The organism is Bacillus sp. 22-7 (assembly GCF_010628845.1).
Classification (GTDB): domain Bacteria; phylum Bacillota; class Bacilli; order Bacillales; family Cytobacillaceae; genus Cytobacillus; species Cytobacillus firmus_B.
Window position 1 is genome coordinate 78,846 of record NZ_NJQY01000002.1, and the last position, 20,678, is coordinate 99,523.

Annotated in this window: 24 protein-coding genes and 1 pseudogene; 17 read left to right on the forward strand and 8 right to left on the reverse strand. The window is 39.2% G+C overall.

The features are described 5' to 3' along the window. The first annotated feature begins 67 nt into the window (after window positions 1-67). On the forward strand, window positions 68-802 hold the full coding sequence (locus tag CE058_RS01095; RefSeq protein ID WP_163139723.1) for an urease accessory protein UreH domain-containing protein: 735 nt from the start codon (window positions 68-70) through the stop codon (window positions 800-802). A 122-nt stretch (window positions 803-924) separates the two neighbouring features. Here the strand turns inward: CE058_RS01095 and CE058_RS01100 are convergent, their stop codons facing one another. Then, on the reverse strand, window positions 925-1,083 hold the full coding sequence (locus tag CE058_RS01100) for a plastocyanin/azurin family copper-binding protein (RefSeq protein WP_286167829.1): 159 nt from the start codon (window positions 1,081-1,083) through the stop codon (window positions 925-927). A gap of 135 nt (window positions 1,084-1,218) precedes the next feature. After that, a complete protein-coding gene (locus CE058_RS01105) occupies window positions 1,219-1,605 on the reverse strand; it encodes a hypothetical protein (RefSeq protein WP_048008666.1) in 387 nt (128 codons plus the stop codon). A gap of 237 nt (window positions 1,606-1,842) precedes the next feature. Between CE058_RS01105 and CE058_RS01110 the strand changes: the two genes are divergently transcribed. Continuing rightward, a complete protein-coding gene (locus CE058_RS01110) occupies window positions 1,843-2,454 on the forward strand; it encodes a YdhK family protein (protein WP_163139725.1) in 612 nt (203 codons plus the stop codon). An 89-nt stretch (window positions 2,455-2,543) separates the two neighbouring features. On the opposite strand, the gene CE058_RS01115 is transcribed toward CE058_RS01110, so the two are convergent. Beyond that, on the reverse strand, window positions 2,544-3,221 hold the full coding sequence (locus CE058_RS01115) for a response regulator transcription factor (RefSeq protein ID WP_048008668.1): 678 nt from the start codon (window positions 3,219-3,221) through the stop codon (window positions 2,544-2,546). Continuing rightward, a complete protein-coding gene (locus CE058_RS01120; protein ID WP_048008669.1) occupies window positions 3,199-4,593 on the reverse strand; it encodes a sensor histidine kinase in 1,395 nt (464 codons plus the stop codon). Before CE058_RS01120 ends, CE058_RS01115 begins: the two co-directional genes overlap by 23 nt. A 284-nt stretch (window positions 4,594-4,877) precedes the next feature. Between CE058_RS01120 and CE058_RS01125 the strand changes: the two genes are divergently transcribed. The 3 genes from CE058_RS01125 (at window position 4,878) to CE058_RS01135 (ending at window position 6,425) form a co-directional block, all read left to right on the forward strand. Then, complete coding sequence (locus CE058_RS01125) at window positions 4,878-5,360, forward strand: DUF2975 domain-containing protein (RefSeq protein ID WP_048008670.1); 483 nt, start codon at window positions 4,878-4,880, stop codon at window positions 5,358-5,360. Between the two features lie 9 nt (window positions 5,361-5,369). Beyond that, on the forward strand, window positions 5,370-5,579 hold the full coding sequence (locus CE058_RS01130) for a helix-turn-helix domain-containing protein (protein ID WP_048008671.1): 210 nt from the start codon (window positions 5,370-5,372) through the stop codon (window positions 5,577-5,579). 75 nt (window positions 5,580-5,654) lie between these two features. Further along, window positions 5,655-6,425, forward strand: a complete 771-nt coding sequence (locus CE058_RS01135) for a DUF817 domain-containing protein (protein WP_163139809.1) — start codon at window positions 5,655-5,657, stop codon at window positions 6,423-6,425. Between the two features lie 38 nt (window positions 6,426-6,463). Here the strand turns inward: CE058_RS01135 and CE058_RS01140 are convergent, their stop codons facing one another. Further along, complete coding sequence (locus tag CE058_RS01140; RefSeq protein WP_048008673.1) at window positions 6,464-6,955, reverse strand: CBO0543 family protein; 492 nt, start codon at window positions 6,953-6,955, stop codon at window positions 6,464-6,466. Between the two features lie 279 nt (window positions 6,956-7,234). On the opposite strand from CE058_RS01140, the gene CE058_RS01145 reads away from it, so the two are divergent. Next, the gene (locus CE058_RS01145) at window positions 7,235-8,086 is read left to right on the forward strand and encodes an STAS domain-containing protein (RefSeq protein WP_163139727.1); all 852 of its coding nucleotides are present in this window, start codon (window positions 7,235-7,237) and stop codon (window positions 8,084-8,086) included. A 174-nt stretch (window positions 8,087-8,260) separates the two neighbouring features. On the opposite strand, the gene CE058_RS01150 is transcribed toward CE058_RS01145, so the two are convergent. From CE058_RS01150 to CE058_RS01160, 3 genes are read right to left on the reverse strand one after another with little or no spacing between them, the layout of a single operon-like run. Next, window positions 8,261-8,500 carry a hypothetical protein gene (locus tag CE058_RS01150; RefSeq protein WP_163139729.1) on the reverse strand — a complete coding sequence of 80 codons (240 nt, stop codon included), beginning with the start codon at window positions 8,498-8,500 and terminating at the stop codon, window positions 8,261-8,263. Then, window positions 8,493-9,260 (reverse strand): YibE/F family protein, encoded by a 768-nt coding sequence (locus CE058_RS01155; RefSeq protein WP_163139731.1) that lies wholly within the window; start codon window positions 9,258-9,260, stop codon window positions 8,493-8,495. The genes CE058_RS01150 and CE058_RS01155 overlap by 8 nt, the downstream gene beginning before the upstream one ends. Continuing rightward, window positions 9,257-10,375 carry a YibE/F family protein gene (locus CE058_RS01160; RefSeq protein WP_163139733.1) on the reverse strand — a complete coding sequence of 373 codons (1,119 nt, stop codon included), beginning with the start codon at window positions 10,373-10,375 and terminating at the stop codon, window positions 9,257-9,259. Before CE058_RS01160 ends, CE058_RS01155 begins: the two co-directional genes overlap by 4 nt. 178 nt (window positions 10,376-10,553) lie before the next feature. Between CE058_RS01160 and CE058_RS01165 the strand changes: the two are divergent. From CE058_RS01165 to CE058_RS01215, 11 genes and pseudogenes are all read left to right on the forward strand, one after another. After that, window positions 10,554-11,290 (forward strand): annotated as a pseudogene (locus CE058_RS01165) (phosphotransferase family protein). A gap of 314 nt (window positions 11,291-11,604) precedes the next feature. Continuing rightward, window positions 11,605-12,312: a TetR/AcrR family transcriptional regulator gene (locus tag CE058_RS01170; RefSeq protein WP_286167821.1), complete on the forward strand. Its 708-nt coding sequence runs from the start codon at window positions 11,605-11,607 to the stop codon at window positions 12,310-12,312. Window positions 12,313-12,403: 91 nt separating this feature from the next. Continuing rightward, a complete protein-coding gene (locus CE058_RS01175; protein WP_163139735.1) occupies window positions 12,404-13,306 on the forward strand; it encodes an ABC transporter ATP-binding protein in 903 nt (300 codons plus the stop codon). Next, entirely contained in the window at window positions 13,306-14,904 is a 1,599-nt protein-coding gene (locus tag CE058_RS01180; RefSeq protein ID WP_163139737.1) for an ABC transporter permease, read from the forward strand. The genes CE058_RS01175 and CE058_RS01180 overlap by 1 nt, the downstream gene beginning before the upstream one ends. A gap of 155 nt (window positions 14,905-15,059) precedes the next feature. Next, window positions 15,060-15,329, forward strand: coding sequence for a 30S ribosomal protein S14 (rpsN, locus tag CE058_RS01185; RefSeq protein ID WP_163139739.1), 270 nt, complete (start codon window positions 15,060-15,062; stop codon window positions 15,327-15,329). A gap of 23 nt (window positions 15,330-15,352) precedes the next feature. Next, the gene (locus CE058_RS01190) at window positions 15,353-15,604 is read left to right on the forward strand and encodes a type B 50S ribosomal protein L31 (RefSeq protein WP_163139741.1); all 252 of its coding nucleotides are present in this window, start codon (window positions 15,353-15,355) and stop codon (window positions 15,602-15,604) included. 33 nt (window positions 15,605-15,637) lie between these two features. Next, complete coding sequence (locus CE058_RS01195) at window positions 15,638-16,072, forward strand: hypothetical protein (RefSeq protein ID WP_286167822.1); 435 nt, start codon at window positions 15,638-15,640, stop codon at window positions 16,070-16,072. Window positions 16,073-16,256: 184 nt separating this feature from the next. Further along, window positions 16,257-16,406 carry a 50S ribosomal protein L33 gene (gene rpmG, locus CE058_RS01200; protein WP_117325841.1) on the forward strand — a complete coding sequence of 50 codons (150 nt, stop codon included), beginning with the start codon at window positions 16,257-16,259 and terminating at the stop codon, window positions 16,404-16,406. A gap of 492 nt (window positions 16,407-16,898) precedes the next feature. Then, a complete protein-coding gene (locus CE058_RS01205) occupies window positions 16,899-18,425 on the forward strand; it encodes a spore germination protein (protein WP_163139743.1) in 1,527 nt (508 codons plus the stop codon). Between the two features lie 31 nt (window positions 18,426-18,456). Further along, window positions 18,457-19,545: a GerAB/ArcD/ProY family transporter gene (locus CE058_RS01210; RefSeq protein WP_163139745.1), complete on the forward strand. Its 1,089-nt coding sequence runs from the start codon at window positions 18,457-18,459 to the stop codon at window positions 19,543-19,545. Beyond that, window positions 19,542-20,621, forward strand: coding sequence for a Ger(x)C family spore germination protein (locus tag CE058_RS01215; protein ID WP_163139747.1), 1,080 nt, complete (start codon window positions 19,542-19,544; stop codon window positions 20,619-20,621). The genes CE058_RS01210 and CE058_RS01215 overlap by 4 nt, the downstream gene beginning before the upstream one ends. The last annotated feature ends 57 nt before the right edge of the window (window positions 20,622-20,678 follow it).

Below are 20,678 nucleotides of genomic sequence, written 5' to 3' on the forward strand. Positions count from 1 at the left end.
TAATAACAATGAAACCGATTATTTTCATACAGATTATTTGAAGGAATACAAGGTAGGGGAATAAAAAATGTATGAATTTTTCAGTACAATAAGCAACTTCCTTAGTCAGCCTCTAATTAATATAGTTTTGAACACCAAGGATATTCCCATAATTTTTGCTTTTATTTTGGGCCTTGTCGGTGCATTGGCCCCATGTCAATTTACTGGGAATTTGGGCGCAATTACATTGTATGGAAATAAATCTTTCCAAATGAATGTTGCCTGGAAAGAAGTGGTGTTCTTCACACTAGGGAAAATAGCTGTCTTTTCATCTTTTGGTTTTTTGGTGTGGATCTTCGGAAGTGAAGTAAAGACTATTATGACGGTTTATTTTCCTTGGATTAGAAGAATTATTGGTCCCATGTTTATATTGATAGGATTATTTTTCCTTGGATTCATCAAATTCAGTAAAACAATTTCCCTTGGGGGAATTATTAAAGGGTTTCAAAAGGAAGGCAGCTTGGGAGCATTCTTAATGGGAGTGAGTTTTAGCCTTGGTTTTTGTCCGACCATGTTTGTATTATTCTTCATCACACTGATGCCAATGGCTATCTCAGTAAATTATGGGATGATAATGCCTCCTATATTTGCAATAGGAACTTCTTTGCCTTTAATTATTGCTGTATTTCTTATATGGTACCTGGAGCTGGGAGGTAGATTAATGAAAAAGGGGCGAAGAATGGGGGCTATTGTGCAAAAAGTAACTGGTATCATAATGCTGATAATTGGAGTACTTGATACTATTACATATTGGAGTTTTTAGTTAACGACAATTCGAAAATATGAGTAATATCATTATCATCATCATCATCGATATCAGGTCACCTTATGATAATATTTTGTTAAAAAAACCATCCCTGCAAAATAATGAGGGATGGGACTTCTTTAATCGACTGTAATAGTGCCTATCATGCCATTTTCTTTATATCCAGGTGTAGAACAGTAAAAATCATATACACCGGATGTAAAAGTTAGCGCCGCTTCACTTTTTCCAGATGCATGAAGGTGGAAGTCAGCCTGGGCAGTGCCATGATTAGCGGTGATTGGTTTTAGATTTCGTGACCGCTATATGTTTTATTTCAATGTCATGGTCCACATTGTCAAGATTTTAAAGCGTATGAGGAAACAATAAACAGCAGAAAAAAGAAACAAGGAGTACTCCACTCCTTGTTTAGTCAATTAAAGCAAAAACTTTATTAAAGACCAGCCCAATAAAACAAACACGCCCGCTGAAGCTATAAAAACAATAGTTAACTTTCTTCTTTCTTTAGACTGAAGACGAACATATTCTTTATAAGTAATAAGGCCTTTAGCAAACTGAAGCCCTGCTTCATCTGTTTTAACCGAAAAACACCGTCCATCAGAATCTTCAAGCATGACCTTTGCAATCAAAGGTAAGGAGGCACCGGGGTTTAAATTTAGATTGTCTTGTATAGAGCTCCCTCCTTTAACAATAATGCATTCACCACCAGCAGTTATACCTTTTAGTTTATAAATAGATTGTTCCCTAATCTCCTCACATAGTTTTAGGGCTTCCATTTCTAGTAGATTATGAGAAAAGCACAATTTCTTCACCCCTTTTTAATATAACAGGAAATGAAAATGGGAATTGTATGGATAGATCTTTCTAAAAGGATACTATACTTTAAGTCTAAAGCAAATAAATTGAAAAGCCAGCGAGAGATAAAATTTAATCAGCGGGGAATACATTTAAAGCATGAATTTGGTTAAAGTGCATACATCATAATTTCTGCACATTTTATAGGTATGATAATATAAATTGCTTTAGGAGGAGATATGTGCATGTTTAAAAAAGATTTAAGGAAATCAATCTTATTTGTATTGCTTACAGCTCTTTTATTACTATTAGGAGCCTGTTCAAATGCAAATGAAGAAAATACGGAAAATAATGAAAGCAACGAGACTGAGAACACGGAAGAGACCCAAGGTAATATGGAAGGCATGGATCATAGCAATATGGATATGTCAGGATCGGGTGAAGTTCCTGAAGGTTTGGAAGAAGCTGCTTCACCAACTTATGAAGTTGGAAGCAAAGCAATTATTGAATCTGATCATATGCCGGGTATGAAGGGCGCTGAAGCAACTATTGCAGGTGCATATAATACTACTGTTTATACGATCTCATATACCCCAACAACCGGGGGAGAAAGAGTGGAAGGCCATAAATGGGTGATACATGAGGAGTTAGAAGGAGCTGGAGATGAACCGCTTGAACCTGGAGAAGAAGTTACTGTAAATGCAGACCATATGGAAGGCATGGATGGTGCAGCGGCAGAGATTGACTCAGCTGAACAAACAACTGTTTATATGGTTGACTTTACTACGACAACCGACGGCAAAGAAGTGAAAAATCATAAATGGGTAACAGAAAGTGAGCTGTCCTCAACAAAATAGATAAAAAAACAGCATAAAAAATGCAAACCAAAAAAAGTCGATTCCATTGGCAAGGATTCGACTTTTTATTTTGGTTGTCTAGATTCTATCTATTCCTTTCCTGTCCATTTATATCCAACGCCCCAAACGGTTAACAAATAATCGTCAGCGGGAAATCCTGCTTTTCTCAGTTTTTCTCGTATGTTTCTAACATGAGAGTCTATCGTACGGTCTTCAATCGAGACACCATATCCCCAAACCGATTCAATTAGGTGATCTCTAGAGAAAACCTTGTTTCTGTTACTTATGAATAACTGTACCATTGCAAATTCTTTGGGTGTCAGTAATACCTCTTTATCTTCAAAATAAAGCTCATAGGAATCTGGTTTAAGTATAAGCCCTTTAAATGAAATGAACTCTTCGTCTGTTGCAGTTCTTCTAAGTACTGCTTCAATCCTTGCTACAAGTTCTTCTTCATCAAAAGGCTTTAAAATATAATCATCAGCTCCTAATTTTAACCCTTTAACAATATCAGGTTTCTCACTTCTCGCGGTAAGCATGATAATCGGGATATCTCTGACTTTTTTTAATTCTTTGCATGCTGTCCAGCCATCCATTTCAGGCATCATCACATCTAATAATACTAAATCTGCGGGCTGAGTTTCTATAAACCTGATTGCTTCTATTGCAGATGACTTTTTGACGCATTTAAAACCTATTGGGGTTAAATACAGGGCAAGTAAATCCATCATTCTAGATTCATCATCAACTAATAGTATCGTTTTCAATATTATCTGCTCCTTTAAAGACAAGCTCAAATTCAGTTCCTATTCCTTCCTTGCTTTTTACTGCAATTGTACCCCCATGGGCTAGAACAAGCTCCTTTACAATTGCGAGCCCCAAACCTGTTCCTCCTAAAGATCTAGTTCTGGACTTATCTACACGATAAAAGCGGTTTAAAATATATGGCAGGTCTTCTTCGGGAATCCCTTTTCCATTATCTCGAACGTTAATATAGACATCCTTCTTTTTATTGTTTATAGATAGAATTGTTTTGGCCCCGGGTGAAGAGTGTTTAATAGCGTTATCCAGTAAATTAAAAATGATTTGCTCAAGCCTGGCAGGGTCAGCGATAATAACTGCTCCTTCTGGACAAATTACTTCAAATTCCAGTTCTTTTTCTTGGAAAGCCGGAGAAAATTTTTGCTCTATTTTCAGAAAAAAGTCAGTTAAGTCTATAGGCCTTTTCTGTATAACGAATGAATTTTTATCCATTTTTGCAAGATCAAAAAGATCCTTAATTAAATCAGAAAGACGATTTACTTCCTCATGAATAATAATTAAATATTTATCACGGTCCTCAATTGATAAATTACGTTTAAGTACGATATCTGCATAGCCCTTTATATATGTGAGGGGAGTCCTGAGTTCATGTGAGATGCTCGCCAAAAAGTCGTTCCGCTCTTGTGTTAAATAATTTAAGTCACTGGCAAGCTGAGAAATAGAATTTGCTAAATCGCCAAGTTCGTCACTTCTGTTTTTTGGGAGAGAAATAGTAAAATCTCCTTTGCTGATTTTAGAAGTTGCTTCCTTCATTCTTATTAAAGGTTTAGCAAGGCCTTTAGAAAGAAATATAATAACGATTAAGGTTAAAAAAACAGCTATTAGTCCTGTTAATATAAAGTGTCTATTAAGTCTTTCGATTAAAGAGTGTATAGAAGCTGTTTCCTGAAACATAAAAACCTTGCCAGACGTTTCGCCATTAATATCTATAGGACTTACTGTTGAGATAAACTTTCCCTCTTTCCAGTTGTCGTCAACAACCTCTCCGTCACGCGGGATATCGGAGTCTGAACGGTTAATATGGTCTTGAATATCGATGCTTTTTACTGATGAACCAAGTAATTGACCATTAATATCGGTGATCACAACATCGGTATTTGCCTCGGATTCCATTAAGGTTACATGAGAGATAGTATCTGGTTCAAAATGCTTTTCGAGAATGTCCCTATGGGCGTTGCCTCTGGCTTGCAAAGAAAAAAACTCCTCTTCTATTCTTGAATCTACCAGTGCCGCGTGCAAAAAGAAAAACATAAAGATCTCCAGGCTAAAGATAATCAGAAAAAATACGATTCCAAGCTTTATTGAAAGTTTCTTCATTTATATCACCCGATTCTTTTGAAACATCCAATTTCAATTATATTTCTTAAATTTGAAGAATTCATGCAGAATGATCAAAATTAGTACACTTAGCATTTTATATATTTTTAAAAGAATTTATTAAACGTCTGGCAAGATGGCATAGAATCGTGTTTTATGCGTTTTTTTAACATTGAAACAACATAAGATGCAATAAAAAAATATTAAATTACACAAAATATTTATTGAAAAACGATAAAAAATAGAATACAATCAAATTGAAAATAAGAAGTGAGGTGCTTTTTATGGAAAAGGTAACAACGCTGTTTTTAAAAATAGCCGTTATTCTATTAGGAGTCCCAATTTTAGTTTTGTGCATTTTTTTAGTGCCTGAGCTGGGAAAGGTCGCAGGTGAATTGCTGCCGAAGTTTGCTTTTTTTAAGTATTGGGTTTACATCGTATTTTATGGGTCTACGATACCGTTTTACTTTGCACTGTATCAGGCTTTCAAACTTTTGCTCTATATTGATAAAAATAAAGCGTTCTCTAATTTATCTGTCATTTCTTTAAAGAAAATAAAATATTGTGCCATCATCATTGCCTGTTTGCATGTGCTGGTCCTGCCGCTATTCTATGTTTTTGCAGAGATAGACGATGCCCCGGGTGTCATCTTTGTAGGGTTGGTGGTTCCCTTTGCTTCCATGGTGATCGCAGTGTTTGCGGCTGTTCTCCAAAAGCTGCTGCAAGAGGCAATCGAGATAAAATCAGAAAATGATTTAACGGTCTGAGGTGAGAACATGGCAATTATAATCAATGTTGATGTGATGCTCGCAAAACGAAAAATGAGTGTAACAGAACTTTCAGAAAGAGTGGGAATCACCATGGCAAACCTTTCTATATTGAAAAACGGAAAAGCAAAAGCGATCCGTTTTTCCACTTTGGAGGCAATCTGCAAAGCACTGGACTGTCAGCCTGGAGATATCCTGGAATACCGCAGTGATGAATAAGTGGACAGATTCATCGTCCAAATGAAAGGGGAATTTCGAATGCAATTGACTATTCGCAAATTGGAAGCTCTGCCGATGAGGTCATTGAAGCAGCTGTTTCGTTTCGGCTGGGAGCAGGCTTTGTCCTGTTTGTTTCCTGTTGTCATTTTTGCTTCTTTAGCTTTAACTAAATTCCTGCCGATGCCTTTTCTCCCGCGGTATGACTGGCTGCTGATCATCTGTCTTCTGATGCAGTGGGCGATGCTGAAATCAGGGCTTGAAACGAAGGATGAATTGAAGGTTATCACGCTGTTCCACATCATTGGCCTTGCACTCGAACTGTTTAAAGTACATATGGGCTCATGGGTATATCCGGAAGACGGGTATTCTAAAGTTTTTGGGGTTCCTTTGTACAGCGGCTTCATGTATGCCAGTGTAGCAAGTTATCTGTGCCAGGCGTGGAGAAGGCTGAAGGTTGATCTGATCAAGTGGCCGCCATTCCTGGCAGTAGTGCCACTTGCCGCTGCGATTTATTTAAATTTTTTTACACATCATTATTGGATTGATATCCGCTGGTGGCTGTCGGGTTTGGTGATCATTGTATTTTGGAAATCCTGGGTCCGTTATGAGGTTGGCGGAAAGGGATACCGAATGCCTATTGCGCTTTCTTTTGTTCTGATCGGGTTCTTTATATGGATAGCTGAGAATATTGCGACGTTCTTTGGGGCCTGGGAGTATCCGAATCAGGCAGAGGCGTGGAGCCTTGTTCATTTGGGGAAGGTTAGTTCCTGGCTTTTGCTGGTGATTGTCAGCTTCCTGATCGTTGCCACCCTAAAGCAGGTTAAGGGGAAGACTGCAGGGCAATAACAATCTAATTTATTTGGCACGATCTATCCGCATGGTCTCTAAAGATAATCAAACAAGAACAAATAAAGGGCAGCAATCGGAACGGAAAGAAATAGTGCCCGCAGTTTATGGATATAGTGTAAACGGATCATCGGAAACATGATGGCCACAAATTGAAAAGACCACCAGATATTCCACCCATTATGATAGGATATGAAATGAAGGCGGGATGCCAGCCATTCAGCCGCCCAAAACAATAACATCCATCGCGCATAATAAAAAATTTTATTTTTAAGACAGCTTGGATAATTAGATAAAAATACAAAGCCAATTAAAGGATTAATAATAATGTTATGCAATAAGTGTACGCCCATCAGATTCAAAAGCCCTTTTTCAAGTTCCCATAAGTGAAAATGGCTATGAGAAATAAATTCATAAATGAAAGATGCCACGGAAATATACAGCATGGTGGGATAATATCTTTCCCAGTTTTTCCAGTCGCCTTTTATGTAAGAAAGAATGCTGACCAATAATACAAGGATGCAGTGCATAGGTTCACCTCATTTTACTGGTACCTAGTATGGACGATATTCATCACTAAATACCATAAAATGTTAAAAATGGGTAATTAATCCTTGTAATTGTATGGTAACCGATTAATTAACAGATGCATTTTAATTTTTTTAGCAATTCAGCGGAAGTTCCTCTTTTCACCAAATACAGTGCGGTGAACCAGGAAGTAACAGGAATCACCATTGTTACCCCATTAAGGTCAGAAGTTCCTTTTTTTGCCGAATTCTTCTATGTTATATTAGGAGATAGGTCTCAACATGAGGGAGAGGATTAACCTGATCAATCACACAGAGGTTGATTATAAGAAGAAAATTTCTGAGTACATACTCAGAAGAAAGCATGAATTAATCAAGCAAAAAATAGATTTAGAATCCAACCAGATTTCAGAATCAATGGGTACCAGATTACAGCAATGGCGTGAAAATATAATCGAGATTTATGCACATTCAATTGCAAATGATAAAGAAACAACTTATAAAATTCTTAATGAATGGGGAGAGGAAGCTGTAGACACATTAGTGAATTATAGTCTCCCAATTGATATAGCACTAAAGGAAGTCAGAGATTATAGAAACCTCATTGGCCGTATTATCAGGGACGATGCATCTCAGCGGGAACTGACAATAGCACAATTCTATGAAATCATTTCTGACTTTGATTCTGTGGTGGATCGGGCTGTTCATTGGCTAAGTATTTCATATTCAAAGAAATTCTACACACGTATTAATTTAGCAGAAGCTGCAGCATTGGAATTATCGATTCCAGTTATTAAAATCACTGATAAAATCGGAATCCTGCCTTTGATAGGAGATATTGATACTCAAAGAGCCCAGGAATTAATGGAGAAGGCTCTTACAAAAAGCAATGAGTTTTCTTTGGAGCATATCATTATCGACTTATCAGGCGTTCCTGTTGTGGATACCATGGTTGCAGACCGGATCATAAGGGTTGTAGAATCTTTGACTCTTTTGGGTGTTAAAGCTACATTAACAGGAATCAGACCCGAAATTGCTCAAACAATGATTCACCTGGGGATCAATATTTCTCACATTGAAGTGGCCACAAGTCTTCAAAAAGCATTACAAAGCTTATTGAAGATTAAACTTTAAAAATAAAAAGCTTTACTTATAATACAGTTAATTACAGGGATTGCAGAAGCAGTCCTTTTTTTGATGCTGGAAAATGGAGACGGGCTGAAGCCGCTGAATCACACACTTTCTTTGATAGTATAAGTGACTATAAAAGTAATCTTTATCTGAGCATTATACAGAACGAATTCATCTCTAGCCTCTATTTTGTTTACTTAAAGCAACATTCTGCCAGCTGGCCAATTGATCATCAATACAAGCGTACAGAGATTCAAAGTGTAGGACTGCTTCAAATAACATATCCCCGCGAAGTGGAGAATATATATTTTCGAGAGCTAAATCTATGACTTGAAAAAAGATGACATCCTTACGAGGTGTCCTTTTCAGTATATTAAATAATTGTCCAGGTACATTTAATTTTCTTAAGCTATTCACCAGAATTTCCTCTTTTCACCAAATACAGTGCGGTAATCCAGGAAGTAACAGGAATCACCATTGTTACCCCAATTCCTGCACAGAAGATTGTAATCATCTCGCCGCTGAAGATCTTTGAATTGATAATTTCACCTGGTGAATAGGATAGGTCTTTAAACCATATCAGCAGTGCTAAATATCCGCCGAAGAAGGCAAAAAATAATGTGTTGGTGCTTGTTCCGAGAATATCCTTGCCGATGCTGATGCCGGCTTGGAATAATTCTTTTCTGCTAATGTCCGGGTGATGATAATGAATTTCCCGCATTGGGGAAGAAATGGCCATGGCAGCGTCCGTTATGGCGCCTATTGTACTCATGATGATGACAGACGCAGCCACTTTAACGAAATCAACCCCAATATAAAGGGAAAATATGCTTAACTCTTCTATTTCTTCTTCACCAAATCCCTGAATCATGGCCTTTTCCGCAATGATGACAATGAACACAATGAGAACGATCGTAGTAATGATTGAAGCCAGAAAGGCGGTTATCGTCTTAATGTTCACTTCATTTATAAAAAACAGGTTGATACAGCCAATAAAGGCACAGGCAATTAATGTAACGAAAATGGGATTGATGTTTGGATCGTTCATAAAGAAAAGGACGAAAATAATCACTCCGAAGTTGAGGAAGATCGCAAAAAATGATCTGGCTCCTTTTTTTCCGCCTATAAGGATCATCAGAATAAATAATATGGCTCCAAGCACTAGTATTGCATTCATTTTCGTGCCCTCTTTCTATTAATGAAATATATGGCAGTATAAAGGCCAATCGGAATGGTGATCACGATTCCGATTCCTCCGGCAAGTGCCCGGGCTAATTCCAGTGAAAGGTTCATGGATAGGCTGAATCCGAGCGGTGAGTCATTTTTTATATACAAAATAAGCATCGGAATGGAGCCGCTGATATAGGCGAAAAACAAGATATTCGTCATGGTGCCCATAATGTCTTTGCCCACTTCCATTCCAGAGCGTTTAAGAGCCTGCACTGGAATGCTGTTATTCTTTTCATATAAGCTGAACAGTGAAGATGACATGGTAATGGCTACATCCATAACCGCTCCTAATGAGCCGATAAATAAACCGGCTAAGAACACCATTTGGTAGGGCCTGGTTATAAACTGGAGCTCTTCGTATCTCAGACCCTTCGCGCCAGTTAGCCAAATGACCAGATAAGTGATCAATAATGACAAAAATGTTGCCGCAAGTGTTGCGATAATGGCAGCATATGTCTTTTCGTTAAAGCCGTTTACGAGCAGGAGGGAGGTAACCGTAAATAGGATGACTGCAGCGCCGCATATCAGCAGCAGGCTTGTTTCCGGATTCTTCAGATAAACATCCAATGCATAGGAAAGCAGCACAGCATTTACAGCCAGGCTGATGATGGAAAAGAGGCCTTGCTTCTTACCGACAAAGAGCAGTATCAGGATAAAGATCCATCCTGTCAGCAGTATGTAATGATCTCTCTTCAAATCAAGAATATCCCCGCTTAATTCTGCAGAACCTGCTGTTTTCTCCTTTATGGATACAAATAATTTTTGGCCGTTTTGAATGTCATAGTCATAAGCTTTGGATTTTGAATACTGATTTATTATGAGAATATGCTGTCCTTTTGACTTTCCATTTGTAATTTCGGCTATAATCCGCTGTTCATTTATACGGTCTTCATTATCGGAAGTATCCGTAATTTCTTCAGAGTGAACAAGTTTGACTTCCTTTACTACAGCGATTGTGCGTTCATAGAAAGAATCATTGTTTTGGACAAACAGTACGGAGGCAGCTATGCATATTGCCAATATGATATAAAAATAGACCTGTTTAATAGGGATGTTTTTCAAAATAAACCTCCAGGAGTATATAAATACAAGACCTTTGCAACGGAATAAGGATATCAGTAACTTTTTCGGATAGTCAAGTTTCTCAGGATTCAACACTTTGTAGAAAGGATTCTCATTTAGGGAGATCGAATTACCTAAAACAGAGCATTAAATTATTTTTTATCAGGCGAGAAGAGAGGTGAATCTGGGCAATCCGATAGCTGTTGGCAATACAGCGGAAATCTATCAATATGATGACAAAATCGTTAAAGTATTTAAAAAGCATTTACCGCCTTCAGAACATCTGCACGAAGCAAAAAAACAAGAATATGCCTCCTCGTGCGGGCTTTCTGTTCCTAAAATTTTCAAAGTAACAGAAATAGCCGGCAGACAGGCAATTATTATGGAGTATAGAAAAGGGAAAACAGCAGGTGATTTGATACTCGAAAATATGGAATCAGCAGAGAATTATTTAAACATTTGTGTAGATATGCAGCAAAAAATCCATGCTTTGCCGGCTGATGCATCAGTAATTGGTTCGATGACTGCTAAGCAGCACAATCAGATTCAATCAGTGGAAACACTGAATAAAACTCAGAAAAGTTTTCTATGATTTTTGAACCAAAACTGTGTCACGGAGATTTTCATCCATTTAATTTGGTCTTGTGTGATGGGAAGGTGTGCGTTATTGATTGGGCCGATTCGAGTTCTGGCGATGTTCGTGCGGATGTCATCCGTACATTTCTATTGTTGTCGAAAGTTTCAGTGAAACTGGCAGAAATGTATGTTCATATTTATTGCAGAATTTCCGGTTTATCACGAGACGAGGTCTTCCAGTGGACTCTCATTATTGCTGCTGCAAGGTTATCGGAAAATCTATCTGTGGCAGAAAATACGAGATTACTGGAAATCGTTGTGCAAACAAGTGGAACATAAGCTTGTGAAAAAAAAATCATCCAAAAGGATGAAAGAGAAGCAGCAGATTCATGTAACTATTTCTTTTGACCGTTCAGGATTTCCTTTTGCTGTTTTTCTTTTTTCTGATTTTCTGCATCCTTTTTGAAAGCCTCCATTGCTTTGTAAAAAATTAATGTCATTATTTTCACCTCCTTTTATTAGCATGTATCCCCGTGAAATTTTAAATAAAACTAAGAATAAAAAATTGATAATATTTGTTAATTTTCTTTGCGGAAAAACATTGACCACTTTGGTCAATTTTGATATCTTAAAGGTGACCAGGGTGGTCATTTTTGAGGAAGGAGTGCAATATAATTAATACTACTTTTTACAGTTTGAAACCCGAAAAACAGGAACGGATTATCAATGCGGCCATGAAGGAATTTGTAAAGAGCGGATTTGAGAAGGCATCTACCAATGAAATAGTAAAGGATGCACAAATAAGCAAAGGCTCATTGTTTAACTATTTCAGCAATAAAAAGGACTTGTATTTCTTTTTGATACAGAATGCAGTAAACATCATTGAACAAATCTATGTAGAAATAGACATGAATGAGAGGGACATTTTTGAAAGGATCAGTCAGGTGGGGTTCATTAAGTTAAACATCCAAAAGAAATACCCCCTTGTATTTGATTTCTTGAAATCGCTGCTTGAAGAAGATGCTCAGGATGTAAAATCTGATATAAATCAACTGCTGGCAAACATTCAAAAAGATGGCTTCAGAAGAATTTACGAAAACATCGACTGGTCAAAGCTTCGGGAGGATATAGAACCAGAAAAAGCAATGAATATCCTTAATTGGACCATGACTGGTTTTGCGGAGCTGCAAATCGCTAAAATTAAGTCATTTGAGGATATCGGTAACGAGGTTTTTAACGAATGGGACAGCTATAAAGAAATTCTAAAGAGCTGTTTTTATCGCAGTCTAACGGGCAGTAAGACCCCACTTCAAGACTCTGAGGAATCAAAGGAGGATAAGCGGGGGTCAAACTGCCCGTAAAGGCCCGATTGGTTCAACTAACAATCAGTGGGGGATAAGGAAAACCCCCACTGATTGAAGTTTCACTTTATAAAACCGGGGAGGAATGAGTATGAGCCTTTTAAAAGTAGCCAATCTAACAAAAAAATTCGGTAAGTTTACGGCATTGGATGGGGTAAATCTTGAGTTAAACGCAGGTGAGGTACTGGGGTTCATTGGCCCAAACGGGGCAGGAAAGTCCACCACCATTCGGGTGTTATTGGGAATTTTAAAGGCGACAGATGGAGAAGTAAAGCTTTTTAACAAGGATGCCTGGCAGGATGCTGTCGATATTCATAAAAGGGTTGCCTATGTGCCTGGTGACGTCAACCTATGGCCAAACTTAACAGGGGGAGAGGTCATTGATTTATTTATAAAATTAAATGCCACTTCAAATAAAGCGAAACGTGAGGAGTTAATCGATAAATTTGATTTAGATCCATCCAAGAAGTGCAGAACCTACTCTAAAGGCAACAGGCAAAAGGTTGCTCTGGTTGCGGCCTTTTCCTCTGATGCTGACCTGTTTATTCTGGATGAGCCGACATCAGGACTCGATCCTTTGATGGAAAAGGTTTTTCAGGAATGTGTGATGGATGTTAAAAGACAAGGAAAGAGCGTTCTTCTGTCCAGTCACATCTTATCGGAGGTAGAAAAGCTGTGCGACCGGGTTAGCATAATCCGTCAAGGTAAGATTATTGAATCGGGTACATTAAGTGAACTTCGCCACTTAACCCGGACTCAAATGCTTGTTGATACGAAGCTGCCGATTACAGGCTTAAATGAACTGAAAGGCATCCATGACATTGAAGAAAGTAAACACGGGATGACGTTTCAGGTCGATACAACTGAAATGGATGCTGTGATCAAGCATATTTCTCCATTTGGCATTATCAGGCTGGAAAGTGCCCCGCCAACATTGGAGGATTTATTTATGCGCCATTATGAAGGGGAAAAGGATGCAGGAGGTGTCCGCTGATGGCAGGCAATCATTTGGAGAAAACCGTTTTCCTTTCAAAATTTATTTTCCGGCTGGACCGATTGCGTATCCCAATATGGGTGCTTGCACTTACTTTTTTCACGATAATCGTTCCAACAGCCTTTAAGGGATTATACAATTCCCAGCAGGAAAGGGATGCAATGGCACAGACGATGGCCAACCCGGCGATGACAGCCATGACTGGTCCCGCGGATTTAAGCAATTATACAATTGGTGTCATGACAGCCCATCAAATGCTTTTAATGACAGCTGCTGTGACCGGTTTAATGAGCATCCTGCTGGTAACGCGGCATACTAGGGCAGATGAAGAGGATGGACGCCTGGAATTGCTCCGTTCGCTGCCTGTAGGGCGCCTATCCTATTTAAATGCAACACTTCTAACAGTATCGTCAGCTTGCATCGGATTAGCTTTGATTAATGGATTCGGCCTTTATGCCCTTGGAATTGAAAGCATGGATCTCGAAGGCTCATTGCTTTATGGTGCTGCATTAGGGGCGGCGGGTTTATTTTTTGCAGGGGTAACAGCTGTATTTGCTCAAGCTTCAGATAGTTCACGGGGAACAATTGGTTATTCAATAGCCGTTCTTCTTATATCTTATCTTTTTAGAGCAATCACAGACATCAGCAATGAATCATTGTCCTGGCTTTCGCCGCTCGCGTGGGTAACCAAAGCAGAAGTCTATGACTCTAATAATTGGTGGCCAATTGTCTTAATGGCTGCTGCAGCCATAGTTCTATTTGCTGCTGCGAATTATTTGAACGCTATTCGGGATCTGGATCGGGGATTCTTTCCATCCATGCCCGGAAAACAATATGCATCCCGCTTTTTGCAGAGTCCAATTGGCCTTGCGTTAAGATTGCAGCGGACCGGAATCATTTCATGGGCAATAGGCATGTTTGTTCTGGGAGCTTCTTACGGTTCAGTATTAGGGGATCTGGAATCATTTTTTTCCGAAAATGAAGCCATGAAGCAGCTCCTAAAGCCAACAGAAGGGGTAACATTAGTGGAACAATTCATTCCCATGCTGATGATTGTTATTTCACTGATGGCAACGATTCCTCCAGTAATGGCCATGAATAAACTTCGAGGTGAAGAGAAGAAGGAGCGAATTGTTCATCTTTTGAGCAAAGCGGTTTCACGGAGCAAACTGTTAGGCAGCTATCTCGTTATTTCTGTCATTAATGGATTTCTCATGATTTCGCTGGCAGCACTCGGACTATGGGCTGCGGGTACTTCTGTGGTTGAAGGCGGGTTATCTTTCGGAATGATCTTTGGGGCAGCATTGTCTTATTACCCAGCTATGCTGGTCATGATCAGCCTGGCCGTCTTTCTGATTGGATTCCTGCCAAAATTCACGGGTTTCATTTGGCTTTATGTTTTATATTCTTTTATTGTGCTGTATTTAGGAGGCTTATTCCAATTCTCAGACTGGATTGGCAGCATTTCTCCTTTTGGCCACGTTCCGCAGGCACCGATTGAGGAATTTTCAATTGTCCCGCTGCTGTTATTGTGTTTGGCTGCCGGGGTGCTGGCGTTAGCCGGGTTTATTGGGTTTAATAGCCGGGATATTGAATAATGATGTGTAAAGATAGAAACGCAATCTATATCGGATTGCGTTTTTTCTAATATCAGCCCTGAAGTCCCATGTGTTGCAATATCAAAATTTTTGTGATTAAATAACATTATACAAATCGTAATAATTACGATTTTCACTAAAAAGGAGTGAATTCATTGGCGAAAAAATCAAAAGTAGCTAAGGAATTAAAACGTCAGGAGCTTGTATTAAGGTATGCAGAATTACGAAAGGAACTCAAAGAAAAGGGGGATTACGAGGCTATAAGGAAACTGCCAAGAGACTCATCACCGACACGGCTAAAAAACCGCTGCCAGGTGACGGGCAGACCCAGGGGATATCTCCGCAAATTTAAAATCTCCCGAATCGCTTTCCGGGAATATGCGCACAAAGGGCAAGTTCCAGGAGTGAAGAAATCCAGCTGGTAAAATAAATTTTGGAGGTAATGAGAATGAAGGAAAGTATTCATCCAGACTATCATAAAGTAGTATTCATGGATATGAACAGCGGCTTTAAATTTTTGACAGGATCAACAAAGGCTGCAAATGAAACAATTGAGTGGGAAGATGGAAACACATACCCATTAATTAAAGTTGAAGTAAGCTCAGATACTCATCCGTTTTATACTGGAGTTCAGAAGTTCACGGATCGCGGCGGACGTGCTGAACGATTTATGAAGAGATATAACATGAAGAATAAGTAAGGTTTCTCCACATGGCATGGTGAGGTGAAAGGTATGAATTCACATCTTATGGAAATGATCTCAAGAGAGATTGTAAAGTCACTCCCTCCTAAGCAAAAGGAGATTTATGAATTTGTCGTTGGTCTGGAAGAAGAGCTGGCTCAAAGGGCTTCGACTTCTGAAGAATTTATGGATCTGCTTGTGAAGCATTCACCTCATAGGCAGGCCGCAGCACATTTTAACCTTTCTTTTGGACAGCTGATGATGACCATGCATGAAATTGAAGACACCATTAACAGGCAGCTTGAGAATAAATTGAAACATGTAACTTGGGTCGAATTAACAGACAGTGTCCCGGCAAGAAAGAAAAGGAATAAGGTTAAATATTTTTATTTTTCCTTAAAGAAAGTAATTCGTAAAAAAATTTGTTCTTTAAATCGTAATGATTTCGCATTAAATCCGGCATCAGGAGTGACAAATAATCTTTAATTGGATCGTTGCAGGAGGCGGTTTTCAAGATAGACAATCCCTTGAAGGGTGCCCTCATTTCTATGTAACAGGGCCCCTGGCAGAACTGGAGATTGGTCCGATTGCCCGGAATATTTCAGGGGCGCGCCAGGCCGCAGAAAGAATTGTTCAGAGCATTTAAGAAGTTAATAAGGAGGAAATTAATATGAGAGTAAAGATTACATTAGCTTGTACAGAGACAGGGGACAGGAATTATATTACCACCAAAAATAAGCGGAACAATCCTGACCGGATCGAATTAATGAAATATTCTCCGCGTTTAAAGAAGCGTACATTGCACCGTGAAACGAAGTAACCGGCTTTGATTAACTTTGTATTTTAAAAAGACTGTTAAAAAGATAACATAATGATCAGCCGCTGATAAAACCTGAAAATTCAGCACGGTATCTGAAATCGTGCTGAATTTTCCATATCAATTATTGGTCAGAGCAAGCTCCAGCCCCTCGCTTAGCCAGATTAAAAGGAAAAGAGCGCAATGATTGCGCTCTTTTTATATAACTGTTAAATACTTTATTTATTGTCTCAGAATTTTCGTCATAATCGTAAACCTTGTCCTCAGCTTTTTTGTGGTCCTCATCACCATGATCATGATCATGTGTGCCCTCCAGCAGGTTTATTCCTTCGGCTGCTTTATCAGCGAAGCCTCCCACACTGCTCCTGAATAAAAGGATGCAGAGCTGCATTTTATCGTTTGCACCAATCGAAAGCAATGCATAAAAAAAGAATAATTAAGAACAGCGGGCAACATACTAAAACCAGGATTTGTTAAGTTTTGGAGGAGTGTCCGGTGGGTTTTTTTAAATCTAAATTAAAAAGGTTTAATAGGGACTACAAACAAAAGAAGAATGGAAATACTGAGCATGAATTGCGGATTGATGAACTCCTTCATCGCTGTAAAGAATCTGCGGATTTTGTTTCCTACAGATATTCAGAATCCAGCCCATTTTATATACATTATTACCAGACTATTGTAGACATTAACATCCTGCATCAATATGTCTTGCCCTATATCAAAGAAAATGAGAGTAAGACCCTGTTTGATCTTCAGCAGGCTATTCCCATTGATAATACTGAAATTATAGATAATGTTCATGAGATAAGGGATAAGCTGCTGACAGGCTGTGTTGTCATAGAAGTAAAAGGTTCACTGCAAGAGGCTCTGGTCATTTCTGCTGTTTCGCTTGAGAAGAGGCCCGTCAGCATGCCGGAAGTCGAGTACAGTGTTGTAGGGCCAAAGGAAGCTTTCGTCGAATCGATTGATGCTAACATCAATCTGGTCAGGAAAAGGCTGCCTATACCAGATCTTATCGTGGAAGAAGTAAAAATAGGCAGTCTGACGAAAACAAGAGTGGCTGTTCTTTATATTGAAGGAATTACGGATAAAGAAAACGTAAATACCATTTTGCAGCGGCTGAATGAAATTCAATTTGATCAAATCGTGGACAGCTCTTTTATTAACCAGATCATTTCCGATAACCACAATTCTCCCTTTCCTCATTTAATTGACACGGAAAGGCCTGATAGGGTAGCGAGTGTGCTCTCGGAAGGGAAAATAACGATCATTGTAGATGGCTCACCTCATGCCCTTACCGGCCCTACAACTCTCGTAGAGTTTTTTTCAGCTTTTGAGGATTACTTTTTATCATGGCATATTGCCTCCATTTTTCGGCTTGTCCGCTTGTTCGCCGTATTCTTTTCCGTGTTGTCGACTTCACTTTATGTCGCCGTGCTCACATATCATTACGAAATGATTCCGGAAAACCTGCTTAACCCGCTTATTGCTTCAAGGAGCGGGATCCCGTTCCCCCCGATACTGGAAGCTATTATTCTGGAATTGACCATTGAGCTATTGCGAGAGGCTGGAGCAAGGCTGCCGACCAAAATCGGTCAGACAATTGGTATCGTAGGCGGTATTGTTATCGGGACTGCGGCAGTACAGGCCGGCCTTACCAGTAATGTGCTGCTAATCATCGTGGCGCTTGCGGCCCTGGCATCTTTTACAACACCTGTCTATCAAATGGGCAATACGATTCGCTTAATCCGTTTTCCTTTTTTAATCACTGCTCAGTTGTGGGGGCTTCTGGGAGTTACCTTTTGTTTTTCATACATCTTGAGCCATTTGCTTAAAATGACTTCTCTTGGACGCCCATATTTAGCACCCGTCTATCCTTTACGGCTGGATGACTTAAGGGATTCCCTCTTCCGCCTCCCATTTTTCATGCAAACAAAGCGGCCATTGCAGGTCAGATCACCTGTACGAACTCGTTTTCAGCCCAAGAAGCACGAGAAATCGAAAAGAGACATAGAAGATTAATAAAATATATTCCGATAAAGGAGGTTAGCTGATGTTTCCATTACCTAAAGAGGATAAAAAGGTATCTCCCTATTTTGTATTTTATTTAATACATGCGATGCAAATAGGTGTAGGGATTCTGGGCTTCGAAAGAATTATTGTCCAGTCTGCCGGCTATAGCGCATGGATTGCAATTTTAACATCCGGCGCCTCCATTATCGGATTGGTATGGGTTTCCTATCGAATCTTGAATAAGGGGAATAACGACATCGTGGCCATCCACGCTGAAATTATGGGGAAATGGATTGGCGGTTTTTTAAGCTTTTTATTCTTGTTATACTTCTTTGCTTTTGCGTTGGTTGTACTTAGATCCTATGTGGAAGTTCTCCAGGTTTGGGTATTTCCCGAAGTCTCAGAATGGATATTCATACTAATTATCATATTTTTAGCCTATTCCTATGTCACAGGAGGTTTTAGGGTTGTAACAGGGTTAAGCTATTTAGGGGTTTTATACGTCTTGCCGCTATTGCTGGTGAAGTTTTATCCTTTACAGTATGCTGATTATGGAAATCTTCTGCCAATCCTGGATGCTTCTCCTGGTGATTTATTTAAAGCTTCAAAAGATATGACTCTAAATTTTCTCGGGTTTGAGACCCTATTCATGTTTTATCCTTTTATAAAGGATGGGCCAAAATCCGAAAAATGGGCATACTTTGGCGTGTTATTTAGCATTCTTATTTACTTGATCACAGCTTTTGTTACCTTTGTCTATTTCAACCAGGAACAATTAAAAAGCACCATTTGGGCCACACTCACACTTTGGAAAATCGTGGACTTAATCATTGTGGAAAGGTTCGAATACATAGGAATTTCCGTATGGTTCTTTGCCATTCTTCCGAATATTTGCATTGGCCTCTGGTGTGCAAGCAGAGGAATGAACCGTCTGTTTCCCGTCTCTCAAAGAAGTGCCTTGAGGATTTTTTGCCTACTGCTGTTTTTCATCAGCGTTCTATTAACAGATAGACAGCAAATTGATTTGCTGCAGAAAGCTGTCTCTCAAATCGGGTTATATACGATCTATTTCTACTTGCCATGCTTGCTGGTCTTACAATATATCATCATGAAGGTGAAAAAAGCATGAATGTTAAAAACTATTTATGCTGTTCCCTGATTCCAATCCTCCTGGCAGGCTGTACTCCAAGTCCAAAGGTATTGGAGGATATCCAATTGGTGCAGACCATTGGCTATGATTATGTCAATGGTGAGGAATTTGAAGGAACAGCAGGCTCCTCCAATATACCTCCAGGTGAACAATCATTGCCTGTAAATGAGGTTTTTTCTGCAACAGGGAAGACCAGTAAACGGATCAGGCAAAAGATTCAGGCCGAAGCTGCAAAGCCCATAGTGGTTGGAAGGGTGGGACTGGTCATTTTCAATCAGGAACTTGCAGAGCATGGCATTGAAAATCAAGTAGACAGTCTGCAGAGAAACCCAAGCATTGGCCGGAAATTGCTGCTGGTTGTATCAAAAGAGAAGGCGAAAGACATTATTGATTCCAATTACTCGCAAAGTGATTCTGTATCACAGTATTTAATTGATGTGGTTGAACAAAATCTTGAGCAGACTATTCCTGATGTAAATTTACACCGATTTCTTGTTCACTATTACAGCAAGGATGCCGACCCTTTTTTACCTTTAATCGAAAAACAGGGAAAGCATTTAAAAGTCAGCGGACTGGGGATTTTTAAAGACGATAAGCTTGTTGATACGATCAGTTTTGGTGACGCCTATATCTTTAAAATACTATATGAAAAATTCCGGCGGGGACAATTTGAAGTGGAGCTTAGCGGCGGAGAAGATGTAAGTCTCGAAAACCTGTCATCAAAACCTAAAATAATGGTGGACAAGAGAAATGGGAAATATACAGCTACTTTTAAGGTGAAAGTAAACGGCAGAGCGATGGAAGGGGTTGATTTGGATCTTACGGACAAGAAAACGATTGAGAGAATTGAAAAAGCAGTGGAAAAAGAAATAACTGAGAGAGCAGAGAAAATGGTCAAGAGGTTTCAGGAATTGAATACAGATCCCCTTCGTATCGGGGAAAAGGCCCGGCAGCGCTCCGATTTTAATCGGAAGGAATGGAAAGAGCAGTATAGTGAAATGGAAATTAAAATTGAAGCAGATGTGAATGCTGTTCAATCGGGAATTATAGAATGATCATGTATATCATAAAGAAATTGGCATCCGATAAGGGTGTCTTTTTTAATTATAAAA

Bases quoted from the DNA above. Each gene is read 5' to 3' on its own strand.
- CE058_RS01095 (WP_163139723.1), top strand. From the start codon at position 68: ATGTATGAATTTTTCAGTACAATAAGCAACTTCCTTAGTCAGCCTCTA.
- CE058_RS01110 (WP_163139725.1), top strand. From the start codon at position 1,843: ATGTTTAAAAAAGATTTAAGGAAATCAATCTTATTTGTATTGCTTACA.
- CE058_RS01120 (WP_048008669.1), bottom strand. From the start codon at position 4,593: ATGAAGAAACTTTCAATAAAGCTTGGAATCGTATTTTTTCTGATTATC.
- CE058_RS01125 (WP_048008670.1), top strand. From the start codon at position 4,878: ATGGAAAAGGTAACAACGCTGTTTTTAAAAATAGCCGTTATTCTATTA.
- CE058_RS01130 (WP_048008671.1), top strand. From the start codon at position 5,370: ATGGCAATTATAATCAATGTTGATGTGATGCTCGCAAAACGAAAAATG.
- CE058_RS01135 (WP_163139809.1), top strand. From the start codon at position 5,655: ATGAGGTCATTGAAGCAGCTGTTTCGTTTCGGCTGGGAGCAGGCTTTG.
- CE058_RS01140 (WP_048008673.1), bottom strand. From the start codon at position 6,955: ATGCACTGCATCCTTGTATTATTGGTCAGCATTCTTTCTTACATAAAA.
- CE058_RS01145 (WP_163139727.1), top strand. From the start codon at position 7,235: ATGAGGGAGAGGATTAACCTGATCAATCACACAGAGGTTGATTATAAG.
- CE058_RS01155 (WP_163139731.1), bottom strand. From the start codon at position 9,260: ATGAATGCAATACTAGTGCTTGGAGCCATATTATTTATTCTGATGATC.
- CE058_RS01175 (WP_163139735.1), top strand. From the start codon at position 12,404: ATGAGCCTTTTAAAAGTAGCCAATCTAACAAAAAAATTCGGTAAGTTT.
- CE058_RS01180 (WP_163139737.1), top strand. From the start codon at position 13,306: ATGGCAGGCAATCATTTGGAGAAAACCGTTTTCCTTTCAAAATTTATT.
- CE058_RS01190 (WP_163139741.1), top strand. From the start codon at position 15,353: ATGAAGGAAAGTATTCATCCAGACTATCATAAAGTAGTATTCATGGAT.
- CE058_RS01195 (WP_286167822.1), top strand. From the start codon at position 15,638: ATGAATTCACATCTTATGGAAATGATCTCAAGAGAGATTGTAAAGTCA.
- rpmG (WP_117325841.1), top strand. From the start codon at position 16,257: ATGAGAGTAAAGATTACATTAGCTTGTACAGAGACAGGGGACAGGAAT.
- CE058_RS01210 (WP_163139745.1), top strand. From the start codon at position 18,457: ATGTTTCCATTACCTAAAGAGGATAAAAAGGTATCTCCCTATTTTGTA.
- CE058_RS01215 (WP_163139747.1), top strand. From the start codon at position 19,542: ATGAATGTTAAAAACTATTTATGCTGTTCCCTGATTCCAATCCTCCTG.